Source organism: Pseudactinotalea suaedae, assembly GCF_009733815.1.
Taxonomy (GTDB): domain Bacteria; phylum Actinomycetota; class Actinomycetes; order Actinomycetales; family Beutenbergiaceae; genus Pseudactinotalea; species Pseudactinotalea suaedae.
The window spans coordinates 109,670-124,378 of record NZ_WNXY01000013.1 but is presented as its reverse complement, the minus strand read 5'-3'; the positions used below and the strand labels follow the sequence as shown (position 1 = coordinate 124,378).

Annotated in this window: 14 protein-coding genes; 5 read left to right on the top strand and 9 right to left on the bottom strand. The window is 72.5% G+C overall.

Annotation, left to right across the window (positions count from 1 at the left end; all coding sequences use genetic code 11):
* Nucleotides 1-231: 231 nt before the first annotated feature.
* The 8 genes from GPA04_RS19720 to GPA04_RS19685 all read right to left on the bottom strand — a co-directional run bounded on the left by GPA04_RS19720 (nt 232) and on the right by GPA04_RS19685 (nt 7,758).
* Complete coding sequence (locus tag GPA04_RS19720) at nt 232-1,239, bottom strand: LacI family DNA-binding transcriptional regulator (protein ID WP_156225927.1); 1,008 nt, start codon at nt 1,237-1,239, stop codon at nt 232-234.
* Nucleotides 1,239-2,204, bottom strand: a complete 966-nt coding sequence (locus tag GPA04_RS19715; RefSeq protein ID WP_156225926.1) for a LacI family DNA-binding transcriptional regulator — start codon at nt 2,202-2,204, stop codon at nt 1,239-1,241. The genes GPA04_RS19720 and GPA04_RS19715 overlap by 1 nt, the downstream gene beginning before the upstream one ends.
* Nucleotides 2,205-2,289: 85 nt before the next feature.
* On the bottom strand, nt 2,290-3,096 hold the full coding sequence (locus tag GPA04_RS19710) for an ABC transporter permease (protein ID WP_156225925.1): 807 nt from the start codon (nt 3,094-3,096) through the stop codon (nt 2,290-2,292).
* Nucleotides 3,093-4,037, bottom strand: coding sequence for an ABC transporter ATP-binding protein (locus tag GPA04_RS19705; protein WP_156225924.1), 945 nt, complete (start codon nt 4,035-4,037; stop codon nt 3,093-3,095). The genes GPA04_RS19710 and GPA04_RS19705 overlap by 4 nt, the downstream gene beginning before the upstream one ends.
* A complete protein-coding gene (locus GPA04_RS19700) occupies nt 4,034-4,339 on the bottom strand; it encodes a transcriptional regulator (protein WP_156225923.1) in 306 nt (101 codons plus the stop codon). Before GPA04_RS19700 ends, GPA04_RS19705 begins: the two co-directional genes overlap by 4 nt.
* Nucleotides 4,336-5,004 (bottom strand): hypothetical protein, encoded by a 669-nt coding sequence (locus tag GPA04_RS19695; RefSeq protein ID WP_156225922.1) that lies wholly within the window; start codon nt 5,002-5,004, stop codon nt 4,336-4,338. The genes GPA04_RS19700 and GPA04_RS19695 overlap by 4 nt, the downstream gene beginning before the upstream one ends.
* A gap of 102 nt (nt 5,005-5,106) precedes the next feature.
* The gene (locus GPA04_RS19690; RefSeq protein ID WP_156225921.1) at nt 5,107-6,777 is read right to left on the bottom strand and encodes an alpha-amylase family protein; all 1,671 of its coding nucleotides are present in this window, start codon (nt 6,775-6,777) and stop codon (nt 5,107-5,109) included.
* Between the two features lie 24 nt (nt 6,778-6,801).
* Complete coding sequence (locus GPA04_RS19685; protein WP_156225920.1) at nt 6,802-7,758, bottom strand: TIGR03885 family FMN-dependent LLM class oxidoreductase; 957 nt, start codon at nt 7,756-7,758, stop codon at nt 6,802-6,804.
* Nucleotides 7,759-7,883: 125 nt separating this feature from the next.
* On the opposite strand from GPA04_RS19685, the gene GPA04_RS19680 reads away from it, so the two are divergent.
* From GPA04_RS19680 to GPA04_RS19660, 5 genes are all read left to right on the top strand, one after another.
* Nucleotides 7,884-9,245 (top strand): BNR-4 repeat-containing protein, encoded by a 1,362-nt coding sequence (locus GPA04_RS19680; protein ID WP_156225919.1) that lies wholly within the window; start codon nt 7,884-7,886, stop codon nt 9,243-9,245.
* Between the two features lie 4 nt (nt 9,246-9,249).
* A complete protein-coding gene (locus tag GPA04_RS19675; protein ID WP_206674293.1) occupies nt 9,250-10,623 on the top strand; it encodes an alpha-L-fucosidase in 1,374 nt (457 codons plus the stop codon).
* A 24-nt stretch (nt 10,624-10,647) separates the two neighbouring features.
* Nucleotides 10,648-11,814 (top strand): GNAT family N-acetyltransferase, encoded by a 1,167-nt coding sequence (locus tag GPA04_RS19670; RefSeq protein ID WP_156225918.1) that lies wholly within the window; start codon nt 10,648-10,650, stop codon nt 11,812-11,814.
* Nucleotides 11,811-12,614 (top strand): CPBP family intramembrane glutamic endopeptidase, encoded by an 804-nt coding sequence (locus tag GPA04_RS19665; RefSeq protein WP_156225917.1) that lies wholly within the window; start codon nt 11,811-11,813, stop codon nt 12,612-12,614. Before GPA04_RS19670 ends, GPA04_RS19665 begins: the two co-directional genes overlap by 4 nt.
* A gap of 70 nt (nt 12,615-12,684) precedes the next feature.
* Nucleotides 12,685-13,377, top strand: a complete 693-nt coding sequence (locus tag GPA04_RS19660; RefSeq protein WP_156225916.1) for a histidine phosphatase family protein — start codon at nt 12,685-12,687, stop codon at nt 13,375-13,377.
* Nucleotides 13,378-13,393: 16 nt separating this feature from the next.
* On the opposite strand, the gene GPA04_RS19655 is transcribed toward GPA04_RS19660, so the two are convergent.
* Nucleotides 13,394-14,551, bottom strand: a complete 1,158-nt coding sequence (locus GPA04_RS19655; RefSeq protein ID WP_241680933.1) for an NAD(P)-binding domain-containing protein — start codon at nt 14,549-14,551, stop codon at nt 13,394-13,396.
* Nucleotides 14,552-14,709: the final 158 nt, after the last annotated feature.

Here is a 14,709-nt window from a genome sequence, read left to right as displayed (position 1 = left end):
TCCGCTCCCTTGTCGGATGGGGTGACGACGAGAGACTAGGAGCGATCATTCAGCGTTGTCAACAGCAAGACATCGTCGTGATGTGATCGTTAACATCGGGTCCAGCCGCACCCGTATCCCGGCGAGCAGGCGGTTTCGCCCGGTGTGACGGCCGAGACCGGGCAGAACGCCCTGATCGGGGCGGTACGGCCGAGACCGGGGCAGAATCCCCTGTTCGGCGTGGGCAGCCGGTCAGCTGCGGGCGGCGCTGGAGGCGCGCGGCACCAGGTGCGCGCCGGTGCGGCGGGTGCGGCCGGGGGCGTCGAGCCCGTTCAGCCGTTCGAGGAGCATGTCGACGGCGTTCCTGGCCATGTCCTCGCTCTCGGGGCTCACCGAGGTCAGCGGTGGCACGGTGAACGCGGCCTGGTCGGTGTCGTCGAACCCGGTCAGCGCCACGTCGTCCGGCACGCGGAGACCGTGGCTGCGCAGCGCCCGCAGCGCCCCCACCGCCACGGCGTCGTTGATCGCGACGACGCCGTCGAAGGTCCGGCCGGTGCGGATCAGGCCGGCGATCGCCTCGTACCCGGAGGCGCGGCGGTCCCAGTCCGAGCCGGAGACCATCAGGTCGGGGTCGGGCTCGAGGCCCCGCGCCCGGTGCGCGCTCACGAAACCCTCGTAGCGCGACCCCTCGGGCTCGCCGCTGCTGAAGGGGTTCCAGACCAGCGCGAGCCGGCGCCGCCCGGTGTCCAGGAGGTGCCGCGTGACGGCCTCGAACCCCTCCCGCTCCCCCATCACCACGGTGTCGACCACCCCGGCCGGCGCGCCCCCGAGCTGCACGATCGGGCGGTCGGGGAGCGCGGTGTCCACGAAGTCCGCCACGAAGTAGTGCGGGCAGATGATCACGCCGTCGGCATCGGCGGTGGTGCGGGTGAGCACGGCGTCGCGCTCGGACGCCGCATCGGGTGCGATCCGCAGCGTGCTGGTGAAGCCGCGAGCCGCGAGCTCGAGGATCAGCCGCTCCGCCGTCTCGGCGAAGTAGGGCTGGTGCAGGTTGGGCACCACGATGGCGATGCGGCCGCTGCGACCGGAGGCGAGGCCTCGTCCCGCACGGTTCACCCGGTAGCCCACGGTCTCGACCGCCTCCAGCACCCGGTCCCGGGTGGCCGTCGCGACGTGCGGCCGCTCCAGCAGCACGTTCGAGACGGTCTTGGCCGAGACCCCGGCCAGCGCGGCCACGTCGTCGAGGGTGGGGCGTCTCATCAGCCACCTGCCCCGAGCGTCGACTCCCGGCGCACCAGCGTCACCGGCACGAGCACCTCGGTCGGGACCGCACCGCCGTCGTCGGCGAGTCGGCGCGCCAGCAGGTCCACGGCGCTGCGCGCCAGCACCCGTGGCTCGGGATCGATCGTGGTGAGCGACGGCGTGGCGAACCAGCCGTCGTCGAGCGCCCCGAAGCCGATGACCGCCACCTGCTCGGGCACTGCGAGCCCGGCCGCGTGGAGGCCGGCGAGAGCACCGAGCGCGACCTCGTCGGTGCCGCAGATCATCACGTCGACCCCGGGGTGCGCCACGACGGCCCGCTGGGCGGCGCGGTAGCCGGCAGCACGCCCGACGTGCTCGCCCAGCTCGACGACCGGGATGTCGTCACGGGAGGCGAGCGGCCCGGGGCCGAGCTGCACGGGGTGGCGGCGGCCCATCACCGCCAGGTGCCGGGTCACGAGGTCGGCCGCCTGGTCAAGGTCGGTCGCGACGCGGTCGCCGCCGTGGCCGCCACCTGCCTGCGTCACGTCGACGCGGACCACCGGGCCGGCATCGGCACCGCCCGCGCCGGCCGAAGCAGTCGGCTGTTGCGGCAGGTCGACCGCCAGCAGCCCGTCGAACGTCGAACCCCGCTGCGCCCAGACCTGGGCGAGGCGGTCGCCGTCGTCGTGCGTCGGTTCGACGGCGGCGTTGAGGCCGCGCGCGTTCACCTCGGTCACGAGGGTCTCGACCAGCTCCGCCAGCAGCGGCCGCCGGAGCTCGGTGACGACGATGCCGATGACGCCGGTGCGGCCTGTCCGCAGGGTCCGCGCGGCGGAGTTGGGGATCCACCCCAGGTCCTCGATGGCCGCTCGCACCAGCTGCTGGGTCTCGGGGCGGATGTGCGGCTCGCGATTGACCACGCGCGAGACGGTCTTGAGCGAGACGCCCGCACGAGCGGCAACATCACGCATCGTCACGCGCATGGTGAGCATGCTAGGCGCACGGCACCGCCCCGCCGCACGCTCCGCCCCGCCGAGATCTGCTCGCCGAGGCGTCACGGTGCGGCCGTCAGCGGAAGCGTCGCCCCTCGTCGCGGCGGTAGGCCCAGACGGCGAGGGCGGTGAAGGTCACGCCCCAGGCGAGCAGGACGGGCAGCGCGTGGGCGTACACGTCGGTGCCGGTGAAGGCGCCGATGACCAGGTCGCGGCCGGCTCGGCTCGGCAGGAACGTGCTCAGCCGCTCGAGCCAGCTGGGGAACATCTCGGCCGGCATGAACAGCCCGCCCGCGAACGCCAGCGGGAACAGCACCACCTGCACGACGGCGATCGCCGCCTTGCTGCTCAGGCTGTACCCGATGAACAGGCCCAGCATGAGGAACGGGATGCCGGCGGCCAGCAGCGTCACCACGCCGAGCAGCAGCTGGCCCGGCGTCGGAGCAGCGGCGGTGAAGATCCCGGCGACCAGGCCGAGCGGCACCAGCGCGACCAGGGCGAAGGCGCACGCGCTGACGATGCGGCCGACCATGCGGGGCGCCGCACCCGCGGGCATGGTGCGCAGATAGGGGTCGAACGGCAGTGCCCGGTCCTCGGCGACGCCGACGCCGAACGTGAACAGGAACGTGCTCATCACCGAGAACATCGCGAGCCCGCCGACCGAGATCATCGACCACACCGGGTCGCTGGTCACGGACGACTGCGGCACCACGAAGAAGAACATCGCGAGCGTGGGGAACATCAGGTTCCCGATGACGGCGATCGGGATCCGGATGGACTCGAGGATGTTGTACTTCGCGTGCAGCAGCGTCAGCCGCAGAAAGCTCACCGAGCGCGGTCCGGTCGCTGCGGTCCGGGTGCGGTCGATCGTCTGGGTGGTCATGCTGCCTCCGTCGTGGTGTCGGTCAGGCTCAGGAACGCTTCCTCCAGCGAGGCGCCGCGCACCTCGAGCCCGCTGAACGCGGCGCCTCCGGTGACCAGTGCTCGCACGAGGGCGTCGGAGTCGCCGGTGAGCAGGGAGTAGCGGTCGCCGTCGGCCTCGAGCGCGGTCACACCGGGCAGCCGGGCGAGCTGGTCGCGATCGGTGCCGCTGCGGAAGGTCACCCGGTGCGACTGCACGCGGGAGATGACGGCGTGGAGGGTGTCGTCGGCCAGGATGGTGCCGCCGCCGATGACGACCACCCGCTCGGCCAGCGCCTCGATCTCCTCGAGGTAGTGGCTGGTCACGATGACCGTGGCGCCCTCGGCGTGGTAGTCCCGCAGCGCGGTCCACAGCGCCCGGCGGCCCTCGACGTCGAGCCCGGTGGTGGGCTCGTCGAGCAGCACGAGTCGCGGCCGTCCCGCCAGCGAGAGCGCGACGGCGAGGCGTCGCTTCTGACCTCCCGAGAGGCCACCCGTCTGGCGGTTGTCGAGGTCGGTGAGGTCGAACCTCGCCAGCAGCTCGGCGCGCGGCATCGGGTCGGGGTAGTGGCCGCTGATGAAGTCGACGACCTCCCCGACCTTGAGCGATGCCGGCAGCCCGGTCTCCTGCGGCGTGATGCCGAGCCCGATGCGGGCGGCCGGGGTGCGCGGGTCCTGCCCGAACAGCCGCACGGTGCCCGAGGTCGGCTTGCGCTGTCCGTTGATCAGCGAGAGCAGGGTGCTCTTGCCGGCACCGTTCGGGCCGAGCAGCCCGACGATCTCGCCGGGGTGGACGCTCAGGCTGACGTCGTCCAGAGCGACGACGTCACCGAACATGCGGTGCGCGTGCTCGACCGTGACGACGGGAGCATCGGTGGCGGTGGTCGTGCTGGCGGTCGTGCTGGTGGTGGTCGTGCTGGTCATTCCAGAGCCCCCTTCAGGAGTGCCTCGAGCGAGGCGGTGTAGGTCTCGAAGGCCCGGCGGCCTGCGGCGGCCAGGGCCACGTAGGTCACGGGGCTGCGCCCCTCGAACGTCTTCTCGACGACGACGTACCCGGCGTCCTCGAGCTTGCGCAGGTGGGTGGACAGGTTCCCGGCGGTCATGCCGAGCACGTTCTGCAGCCGGGTGAAGGCGATGCGATCACCGCCCGGGATGCCGGCCAGCGTGGCGACGACGCGCAGCCGCGCCTGCACGTGGATGACGGGATCGAGCTCGAGGTCGGTCACCTCGACCGCCACCGCTCGATCAGCTGAGCAGCCACGGCTGCGACGAGGAAGCCCCCACCCCCGGCGATCGCCTGCACGAGGTAGCCCTCGGGCGGTGCCACGATCGCGGCGATCGATCCGACGACGGCGAACCACGCACCGAGCGCGAACATCCGCCACTCTCCGAACAGGGCGCCGCCCGCCATGTAGAGCGCGGCCACGATGAGCAGGGCGACCGCGTTGGTGAGGATCGACATCGCGAGCGGCGGCGCACCGGCGTCGGCCACGGCTCCGAAGATCACCATGGCGAACACGAAGCAGATGCACCAGGACCAGCCGTACATGGCGCCGACCCTGGAGCTGGTGCCGCGGATGCCCGAGGTGCGTCGGGCGATGTGGATGGCGGTGAACACCATCGCACCCACCACGCAGGCGCCCAGCACGGCCATCGACCAGCCGCGGGGCATCTGCGCGGACTCGGAGTAACCAAGGTAGAGCGAGGAGTAGGAGATCAGGAACGCGACGCCCCAGACGGTGAACATCGCCGTGGCGCTCGGGTGGGTCTGCTGCCGCACGGCCTCCTGCGAGGCCTTGATGGCCGCCAGCGCGGCGGCGGGCGAGACGGTCACCTCACCGTCGTCCTCGGCGTCGCCCAGCGGGGCGTCGGCCTCTCGAGGCTCGGTCATCGGCTCTCCTTGCGCAGCTGCAGAGTGGTTTGTGCTGCAAACTACTCTGCCGCAGCCGCGGAGCGATGTCAACCATCGCCGGCGGGGCCTTCGCCCCGTCCGCTACGGCACCTGCGGGAGCCCGTCCCGGCGGCGCACCCGGAACCACGTGTGGCCGTACCCCTCGAGATTGACCTCGGCGGGCTCGCTCGAGAGCCCGAGCCGCTTGTGCGTGAAGGCGTCGACCAGGTCGTGGTCGTCGTCGGTGATCGCCGGCACGGTGGCGGTCACGGCGTCCGGGCTGAGGTTGTGCAGCGCCACGAGCGAGGCCTGCTCGAGATCGCAGCGGTGGGCGAACACCTGCGAGCTGCCGACGTCGAGGACCGTGTGCGCGCCCCACCCCACCTCGGGGCAGGCGCGCCGGACCGTGATCAGCGCCCGCATGAAGCTCCACAGGGAGTCGGCGTCCTGGACCTGCTCGGCGGCGTTCACGTGCTCGGGTCCGTACCCGTCGCCGACGATCGGCCGGGTGAGTCGGCGCGGCGGCGCCGTCGAGAAACCGCCGTTGCGATCGGGTCCCCACTGCATCGGCGCCCGCACCGCGACGCGGCCGGGGATGTCGAGGTTCTCGCCCATCCCGATCTCCTCGCCGTAGAACAGCGTCGGGCTGCCCGGCAACGAGAAGAGCAGGCTGTACGCCATCCGGACGCGGCGCGGGTCGCCGTCGAACATCGTCGGCAGCCGGCGGCGCAGCCCACGCCCGTAGAGCTGCATCTCCGGGTCGGGACCGAAGGCGTCGAAGACCTCCTGGCGCTCCTCCGGTGAGAGCTGATCGAGGGTCAGCTCGTCGTGGTTACGCAGGAAGGTCGCCCAGGCGCAGGTCGGGTGGATCTCGGGCCGGGCGGCGAGCGCCGCCGTCAGCGGCCCGGCGTCCCCTCGCGCGAAGGACAGGTAGGTCGCCTGCATGGCCGCGAAGTCGAACATCATGTGCAGCTGGTTGCCGTCATCGCCCCCGAAGTAGCGCACCTGGTCCGGGTAGGGCAGGTTGACCTCGCCCAGCATCACCGCGTCGCCCCGACGGCGCCCGAGGAACGCCCGGATCCGCTCGAGCAGGGCGTGCGGGTCGCCCGCGTGCGCGCCGTCACCGGTCTCGACGTCGGAGAGGAAGAACGGCACGGCGTCGACCCGGAAGCCGTCGAGCCCCAGCTCGAGCCAGAACCCGATCACCCGCAGGAGCTCGTCGACCACCGCCGGGTTCGCGATGTTCAGATCCGGCTGGTGGTGGAAGAAGTGGTGCAGGTACCACTGCCCGCTGCCCTCGTCGAGCGTCCAGATGCCGTCCTCCTTGTCGGGGAAGACGACGTGGTCGGAGGTGTCCGGCGGCTCGTCCTCGCGCCACACGTAGTAGTCGCGGTACGGCGAGCTCGTGCTCCTGCGGGCCGAGACGAACCACGGGTGCTTGTCGGAGGTGTGGTTGACCAGCAGGTCGGCGATCACCCGCATGCCGCGGTCGTGCGCGGTGCGGATCACCTCGACCAGGTGGCCGTGGTCGCCGTAGCGGGCGTCGACGCCGTACATGTCGGTGACGTCGTAGCCGTCGTCGCGCTGGGGGCCCGGGTAGAAGGGCATCAGCCACAGACAGGTGACACCGAGCTCGGCGAGGTAGTCGATCCGCTTCGCGAGGCCGGCCAGGTCGCCCACGCCGTCGCCGTCGGAGTCCAGGAAGGTCTCGATGTCGAGGCAGTAGATGATGGCGTTCTTCCACCACAGGTCGCTGGTGTCGGTGATCTGCATGCCACCACCCTCCCAGAGGAGGGGTCAGGCGACGGCGGGAATCACCTCGGCCGCGAAGGCGTCGATGAAGGCGGTCTGCTCGGTGCCGACGTGGTGCAGGTAGATGTCCTCGAACCCCAGCTCGGCGTACTCCCGCAGCCAGTCGGCGTGCTGGGACAGGTCGGAGGAGACGCGCACCGCCGTCAGCACCGAGGCGAGCGGCATGTGCGCCGCGATCGCGTCGAAGCCCTGCGGGGTCTCGACGTCCCAGGCGATCGGAGCGCCGACGACGTTGCTGCGCCACTGGTCCATCGCGATCGTCTCGGCCTCCTGCTGCGTGCTCGCCCACGCGAGGTGGACCTGCAACGACAACGGCCCGCGCCCACCCGCGCCGCGGTAGGCCTCGACCAGCTCCCGCAACGTCTCGTGCGGCTGGTTGAGCGTGACCAACCCCTCGGACCAGGCCGCGACCCTCGCCGCGGACTCCGGGGACACCACGGGCGCGATCAGACGCGGCCGCGGGTCCGCCCGCTCCCAGACCCGGGCCCGGTCCACCGTGACGAGGCCGTGGTGGCTGACCTCCTCGCCGTCCAGCAGCCGGCCGATGACGTCGACGCACTCCTCGAGCCGGCGTTCGCGCTCCACCTTGGCTGGCCAGCGATCTCCCGTGACGTGCTCGTTCGCCGCCTCACCGCTGCCGAGCGCGACCCAGAACCGCCCGGGGAACATCTGGCCCAGGGTGGCGATCTTCTGCGCCATCACGGCCGGGTGGTAGCGCTGGCCCGGTGCGCTGACGCAGCCCAGCTCCAGCTCGGTGGTGGCCAGCGCAGCGGCCAGCCACGACCACGCGTACCCGGAGTGGCCCTGGCGGGCGCTCCACGGCGCCAGGTGATCGGAGCACATCGCCATCTGGAAACCAGCGCGTTCGGCGTGCTGGACGTCCGCGAGCAGCTGCCGCGGCGAGATCTGCTCGTGGGAGGCGTGGAACCCGATGCGCACCATGGCAACAGGAGACCACATCTGCCCGCGCCGCCGCGGCGGTCCGCCCCGACCGCCTCGCTCCTCGCGGTGCACGAGATCGCGGCGAGCGCTTTCCCAGTGGCGGCATCCGTGACAGGGTTGTCGTCATGTTCGAGAAGACAGGCGTCGTCAACGCCAACGGTGGCTGGTGCTGGTTCCAGGACGAGCGGTCGCTGGTCGATGCTGCGAGCGGTACGGCCGTGATCGGCTCGGTCGCCTCCCCCACAGGGGTCGACGGCGCTGATCGGAACGGCGACGTCGAGGTCACCGTCGTCGACCTGGACGCCGCCGAGATCACCGGCACCCAGGCGGTCCTGCACGCCGGCTTCGAGGCCGACGACCACGACGACCCGGCGCTGTGGCTGCGCGCCGACGGCCGCTGGGTCGCCGTCTACTCGCGCCACAAGACCGACGAGCACACGTTCTGGCGGCTCTCCGCGCCGGGCGACCCCACGAGCTGGGGACCCGAGCAGTCCTACGTGTGGACCCCGCACTTCGGCGCCGAGTTCACCGGCCGCGCACCGGGCCGCGGCGTGACCTATCAGAACGTGCACCCGCTGGGCGACCGGCTCTGCTGCTTCGTGCGCGCGATCAACGACGACCCCTGCTACCTGGTCTCCGACGACGACGGCGCCACCTGGACCTTCGGCGGCCGCCTGCTCACGCGGGAGAAGGTCGGCTACGTCAACGGCTACGCGCGCTACACCTCGGGTCCGCACCCGAAGCGAGCGGAGGGCGCTGAGGACCGCATCGATCTCGTCATCACCGAGCACCACCCCCGCGACTTCCCGACCTCGATCTGGCACGGCTACCTCGCCGGCGACAGCCTCCACCGCGCCGACGGCACCGTGGTGGGCGCGCTCGGCCGCGGCGTCGAGGACGAGACACCCCGCGCCGAGGACCTCACCCAGGTGTTCGCCAACGGCACCGAGGTCGACGGCCAGGTGATGACCCACTGCTGGACCGCCGACATCCGCCGTGACGCGACCGGCCGGGTGGTGGTGCTGTTCACCGCCCGCACCGACGACACCCTCGGCCTCGCGCTGCCGTTCCGCACCGAGGAGCCGCTCCCCCACGCGCTGCTGCGCGCCGAGCTCGCGCCCGGGGACGGGCAGTGGCAGGTCACCAAGGTGGGCGACGCCGGCCCGCAGCTGCTCTCGCACGAGACCGACTACACCGGGCTCGGCTCGATCGACCCCGACGATCTCGACGCGCTGTACTTCTCCACCACCGTCGACCCGCGCGACGGCAGCGACCTCGGTGTGCACGAGATCTTCCACGGCACCACGTCCGACGGCGGCGCCAGCTGGACCTGGACCCCGGTCACCGAGGGCTCACCGGCCTCCAACTTCCGCCCGATCGCGATCCCGGGCGATCCCGCCCGCCGCGTGCTCACCTGGTACCGCGGCGACATGCAGTCCTCGCAGAAGTACGCGACCGAGGTGGTCCTCGCGGTCGGGTCGCGCTGATCGCGTGCTGATCGACCGCCCGACGGCGGCCCTCGCCTCAGCTCCTCGGCTCACCCCGGTCCCTCGGCCCAGCCGCGCCCAGCTCGCGTGGCAGCGCGAGGAGCTCGCGATGTTCGTGCACCTCGGCATGAACACGTTCACCGGTCGCGAGTGGGGCGAGGGCACCGAGGACCCGGCGATCTTCGACCCGCAGCATCTGGACGCCCGGCAGTGGGCCCGCACCGCGCACGAGGCCGGGTTCGGCACGCTCGTGCTGACGGCCAAGCACCACGACGGCTTCTGCCTCTGGCCGAGTGCGACCACCAGCCACACGGTGGCCGCGAGCCCGTGGCGCGGCGGCTCCGGTGACGTGGTCCGCGAGGCCGCCGAAGCCTGCGCCGCCGAGGGCATCAGGTTTGGCATCTACTGCTCGCCCTGGGACCGGAACGCGCCCAGCTACGGCAGCGGGCGTGGCTACGACGACCTCTACATCGCCCAGCTCACCGAGCTCCTCACCGGGTACGGCGACGTCGCGGAGGTCTGGTTCGACGGCGCGGTCGGCGAGACCGCACGCGGGCGGCAGTCCTACGACTGGGACCGGATCTTCGGCACCGTGCGCGCGCTGCAGCCCGACGCGGTGATCTTCTCCGACGCCGGTCCGGACGTCCGCTGGGTCGGGAACGAGGACGGCGTCGCCGGCGCCACCTGCTGGTCGAGCATCGATCCCGCCCGGGTACCGACCCCCGGCCGGTCCGACCCCTGGAGCCTGGACTCGCTGCGTTCCGGCGACCCCGACGGCCAGGTGTGGCGGCCCGCCGAGACCGACGTCTCGATCCGGCCCGGGTGGTTCTGGCACGAGCACGAGAACGGCTCCGTGCTCGACGGCGGAGCTCTCCTCGACCTGTATCTCGCCTCGGTCGGCCGCAACAGCAAGCTGTTGCTCAACGTGCCGCCGAACCGCGACGGGCTGCTGGAGCGGACCGACGTGGCCGCGCTGCGGTCCTTCGCCCGGCTGCGCGAGGAGGTGCTGGGCACCGACCTGCTCGCCGGCGCCACGATCTCCGAGGACCGCGGCGCTCTCGTGATCACGCCACCGGCCCCGGTCGTCGCCGATCTGGTCACCCTCGCCGAGGACATCGAGCAGGGCCAGCACGTCGCGGCGTTCCGGCTCCAGGTCGAGGTGGCCGAGGACGAGGCCGCGGCGGACGGCGAGCGTTGGCGCCCCCTGACCTCCGGCACCACGATCGGCCACCTCCGCGCGCTCCGGTTCCCACCCATCGGGGTGCGCCGGCTGCGTCTCGTCGTCGATCTCACCTACGGACCCGCTCGGGTGCGGAGCGTGAGCCTGCACCGCGACGCCCGGGGTGAGCACCGCCGTCGGGCCGACAGCCATGACTGACGTCGCTGCGCCACACTGTCCGTGATGGAACCGGGAGACGTCCGCACCAACCCACCGCCGCTGCGACAGCGGCCGGTGGTGCCGCACGTGCCCAGCGAGGCCGGTGTGATCCCCGCGCAGGAGCGTGCGTTCTTCGTCGAGGAGTTCCGCGGCGTCACGATCGTCGTCTCGCTGCCGGTGCTCACCGACGCCGCGGTGTCCGCCGTGGCGCGGACCGTGTCGGGCTTCGTCCCGGGGGACACGCGGTTCGTGCTGGTCGTGAACGAGGCCGAGGACGCCGACCGGCTCGCCCGGGCCCTGCCCAGCCCACCCGCCGTGGTCACGTCGCCGACGGTGTGGGAGGACGCCGGGATGGCGGGGCTGTGGCTCACGGTCGCCGACGAGGACCGCGTGGTGGTGGTCGCGAACCCCGACGGCGTCGCGGAGACCGCGGGGTTCCTCGCGGCCGGGCTGCGCGCCTCGAAGGTGGTGCTGACCGACCCCGGCGGCGGCTGGGGCGACCCTCCACGCAGCTTCGCCGACCTGCAGGTCTACCGGCTGGGGCTGCTCGGAGAGCTGACGCGGCGGGGCATCGGCAACCTGCTCCCCGCTGCCGAGGCCGCGCTGCGGGGCGGCGCCTACAGCGTGAACCTGTGCCGTGCGGAGGACCTCGAGCTCGAGCTGTTCACCTTCGACGGCGCCGGCACGCTGCTGACGCTGGGCGGCTACGTCAGGCTCGCGCAGCTGCGGGTCGACGACCTGCCCGCGGTCGAGGCGCTGGTCGCGCAGGGCGTGCGCGACGGCGTCCTCAAGCCGCGCAGCCGCGCCGAGATCGCCCGCATGGCTGTCGGCGGGCTCGGCGCCCGGGTGGTGCGCACCGGTCATCTCGCCGGTGTGGTGGGTCTGGAGACCGACCTGTACGCGGGCGAGGGGGTCGGTGAGGTGGCCGGCCTGATCACGGTGAGCGAGTTCTCGGGCGCGGGCGCGGGCGGGATGCTGCTCGAGGGTCTGGTCGAGCACGCCTCGACGATCGGGCTGCGGGCGCTCTTCGCGGTCACCGTCTCGGCCGACGCCGCCGCGTTCTTCACCCACCGGGGCTTTCGCGAGGTGCCCCGCAGCGCGCTCCCTGAGGCCAAGTGGCGCGGCTACGACGAGGCCCGGCTGGCCCGTGCCCGCTGCTTCTGGCGCGACGTGACGTCGGCGGACGCATGACCGGCACGGCGGCGGTGGCGGAGCCCGACCCCACGCCGGCGCGGCGCAGGCGGCTGACGGCGGAGATCTGGATCGTCCTGGGCCTCTCGCTCGGTCGCTCGGGCGTGTACGCGGTCGTCAACATCCTCGACCGCCTCACCCGCGGCCCGCTCGGCGAGCAGACCGCGGAGATCAACACCTCGCAGGCGGACCGGTCGCTGCTGGACCTGACCTACCAGGTGCTCTCGATCGGGTTCGCGCTGGTGCCGGTGGCGCTCGCGCTGTACCTGCTGTCCGAGGGTGGGCGCAGCGCCGTCAGGCGGATCGGTCTCGACGGCTCGCGACCCGGCAAGGACGCCCTGTGGGGGCTGGCGCTGGGTGCGGCCATCGGCATCCCCGGGCTCGCGATCTACCTCGCCGGCCGCGCGCTCGGGGTCACGGTCGCGGTCTCGGCCTCGGGGCTGGACGACTACTGGTGGACGGTGCCGGTGCTGATCCTCGCGGCGCTGAAGAACGGGCTGATCGAAGAGGTCATCGTCGTCGGGTACCTGGTGGAGCGGCTGCAGGAGCTGCGCTGGCGGGTGGCCGTGATCGTGATGACGTCCTCGCTGATCCGCGGCTCCTACCACCTGTACCAGGGGTGGGGACCGTTCGCCGCGAACATCGCGATGGGCGTCGTCTTCACCTGCTTCTACCTCTCGCGATGGGGTCGACGGCGGGTGATGCCGCTGGTCGTCGCCCACACCCTGCTCGACGTCGTGGCGTTCGTCGGGTACGCCTACCTCCCCGCGTCGTGGCTGGACGCGCTCGGCATCACCTGACCCTCAGGGCTCTCGCCCCGCTGCCGCACCCGAATTGGCGAACGGTCCCTCCTGCCACGAAGATTCACGCATGCGCTTCGTGGTGATCAGACATGGCCAGTCCTCCAACAACCTCTTGTACGAGCAGACCGGGGTCTCGACGGGCCGGCACCACGACCCGGAGCTGACCGACCTCGGCCGGACGCAGTCGGCCCGGCTCGCCCAGGCGGTGACCGACGGAGTGCTGCCCTGGTCGATCACCCACATCCACACGAGCCTGATGACGCGTGCGGTGCAGACCGCCGCGCCGCTGGCGGATGCGCTGGACCTGCCGCTGCTCGGCCACCTGGACGCCCACGAGACGGCGGGCCCGTTCACCGAGGACGAGGCCGGTGAGCGCACGCCGCACCCGGGTGCCGCGGCGTCGGTGCTGCAGGCGGTGAGCGCCCGCCTGATGCTGCCCCCGAGCGCGGGCCCGGACGGCTGGTACACCAAGGCCTACGAGCACGAGGACGCCGCGCGCGCCGAGCGGGCACGCACGCTGGTCGCGGGCCTGCGTGAGCAGCACGACCAGGACGACGTGGTCGCGATCTTCACGCACGGGGCGTTCTTCCAGCACCTGTTCCGCGCCTTCCTCGGCATCGAGCAGATGACCGGCTGGGTGACCAAGCACAACACCGCGATCAGCCTCTTCGCCGACGAGCCCGAGACCGACTACGCCACGGTCACGGCCCACAGCATCGACTGGATGCCGCACCTGAGCGCCGACCTCGTCTCGGAGTGACGACGGGCTCGCTCGCTCAGCCGCTCAGCAACGACACGACGCCGGCGGCAGCCTCACGCCCGGCCCGGTTGGCGCCGATCGTCGAGGCGGAGGGGCCGTAGCCGACCAGGTGCACGCGCGGCTCGGCGGCCACCTGGGTGCCCGCCATCTGGATGCCGCCGCCCCGGCCGCGCAGCTGCAACGGGGCCAGGTGGTCCAGCTGCGACCGGAACCCGGTCGCCCACAAGATGGCGTCGGCGCGCTGCTCGGTGCCGTCCGGCCACCGGACCCCGGTCGGCGTGATCTCGGAGAACATCGGCCGCCGCTCCAGAACGCCGCGCTCGGCCGCGGCACGCAGCGTGGGTGTCCAGACCAGCCCGGTCACGCTCACGACGCTGCGGGGCGGCAGCCCCCGGCGCACCCGGTCCTCGACCTGCGCCACGGCGGCTCGCCCGGCCTCGGCGTCGAAGCTGTCCAGATCTCGCCAGACCGGTTCCCGCCGGGTCACCCAGGTGGTGCCGGCGACGTGGGAGATCTCCTCGAGCAGCTGCACCGCCGAGATCCCGCCACCCACGACGATCACGTGCTGGCCCGCGAGCTCCTCCGCGCCGACGTAGTCGGCGGTGTGCAGCTGCCGGCCCCGGAAGCTGTCCTGGCCCGGGTAGATCGGCCAGAACGGCTTCGTCCAGGTCCCGGTCGCGTTGATGACGGCGCGGGTCGAGACCTGGCCCGCGTCGGTGTCGACCCGGAGTCGGCCACGCGGGTCGGCATCCTCGCGCTCCACCCGGTGCACGTGCACCGGCCGCAGGATCGGCAGGTCGAAGTCGCGCTCGTACTCCCCGTAGTAGGAGGGCACCACCTCGCGGGAGGGCGCGCACGGGTCCACCTCGGGAAGCTCGCGGCCCGGCAGGTCGTGGACCTTGTTGACGGTGGCCATCCGCAGCGTGCGCCAGCGGTGCCGCCACGCCCCGCCCGGCCCCTGCTCGCCGTCGAGCACCACGAACGAGCCCGACGGCGACCGGTCGCCCTCCGCCGTCGAGCTCGCCTCCTCGGTCGCCGGCCCCAGGCCGCGCCGGCGCAGGTGGTAGGCGGCGGACAGGCCGGCCTGGCCGGCGCCGATCACCACCACGTCCGCGCGAGCGGGCAGCGTCACCGCCGCCTCCTCGGGCGGGCGGACCGCGGGCTGGGCGCTCACGTCGGCCTCAACGCCGCCGACTCCGGGGATCTTCCGGCGTGCTGCGCTCTCCCAGGAGGACGTGCGGGCAGAACTCGTCGCCAGACGGGAGGTGAGCGTTCACATCCGGGCCTGCGGGTCGGCCGACGACGACTTCTGCCCGGCGGTGCGGCCGGACC

Coding starts and splice junctions, on each gene's coding strand:
- GPA04_RS19720 (WP_156225927.1), bottom strand. CDS start 1,239: ATGAGACGCCCCACCCTCGACGACGTGGCCGCGCTGGCCGGGGTCTCG.
- GPA04_RS19715 (WP_156225926.1), bottom strand. CDS start 2,204: ATGCGCGTGACGATGCGTGATGTTGCCGCTCGTGCGGGCGTCTCGCTC.
- GPA04_RS19710 (WP_156225925.1), bottom strand. CDS start 3,096: ATGACCACCCAGACGATCGACCGCACCCGGACCGCAGCGACCGGACCG.
- GPA04_RS19705 (WP_156225924.1), bottom strand. CDS start 4,037: ATGACCAGCACGACCACCACCAGCACGACCGCCAGCACGACCACCGCC.
- GPA04_RS19695 (WP_156225922.1), bottom strand. CDS start 5,004: ATGACCGAGCCTCGAGAGGCCGACGCCCCGCTGGGCGACGCCGAGGAC.
- GPA04_RS19690 (WP_156225921.1), bottom strand. CDS start 6,777: ATGCAGATCACCGACACCAGCGACCTGTGGTGGAAGAACGCCATCATC.
- GPA04_RS19685 (WP_156225920.1), bottom strand. CDS start 7,758: ATGGTGCGCATCGGGTTCCACGCCTCCCACGAGCAGATCTCGCCGCGG.
- GPA04_RS19680 (WP_156225919.1), top strand. CDS start 7,884: ATGTTCGAGAAGACAGGCGTCGTCAACGCCAACGGTGGCTGGTGCTGG.
- GPA04_RS19670 (WP_156225918.1), top strand. CDS start 10,648: ATGGAACCGGGAGACGTCCGCACCAACCCACCGCCGCTGCGACAGCGG.
- GPA04_RS19665 (WP_156225917.1), top strand. CDS start 11,811: ATGACCGGCACGGCGGCGGTGGCGGAGCCCGACCCCACGCCGGCGCGG.
- GPA04_RS19660 (WP_156225916.1), top strand. CDS start 12,685: ATGCGCTTCGTGGTGATCAGACATGGCCAGTCCTCCAACAACCTCTTG.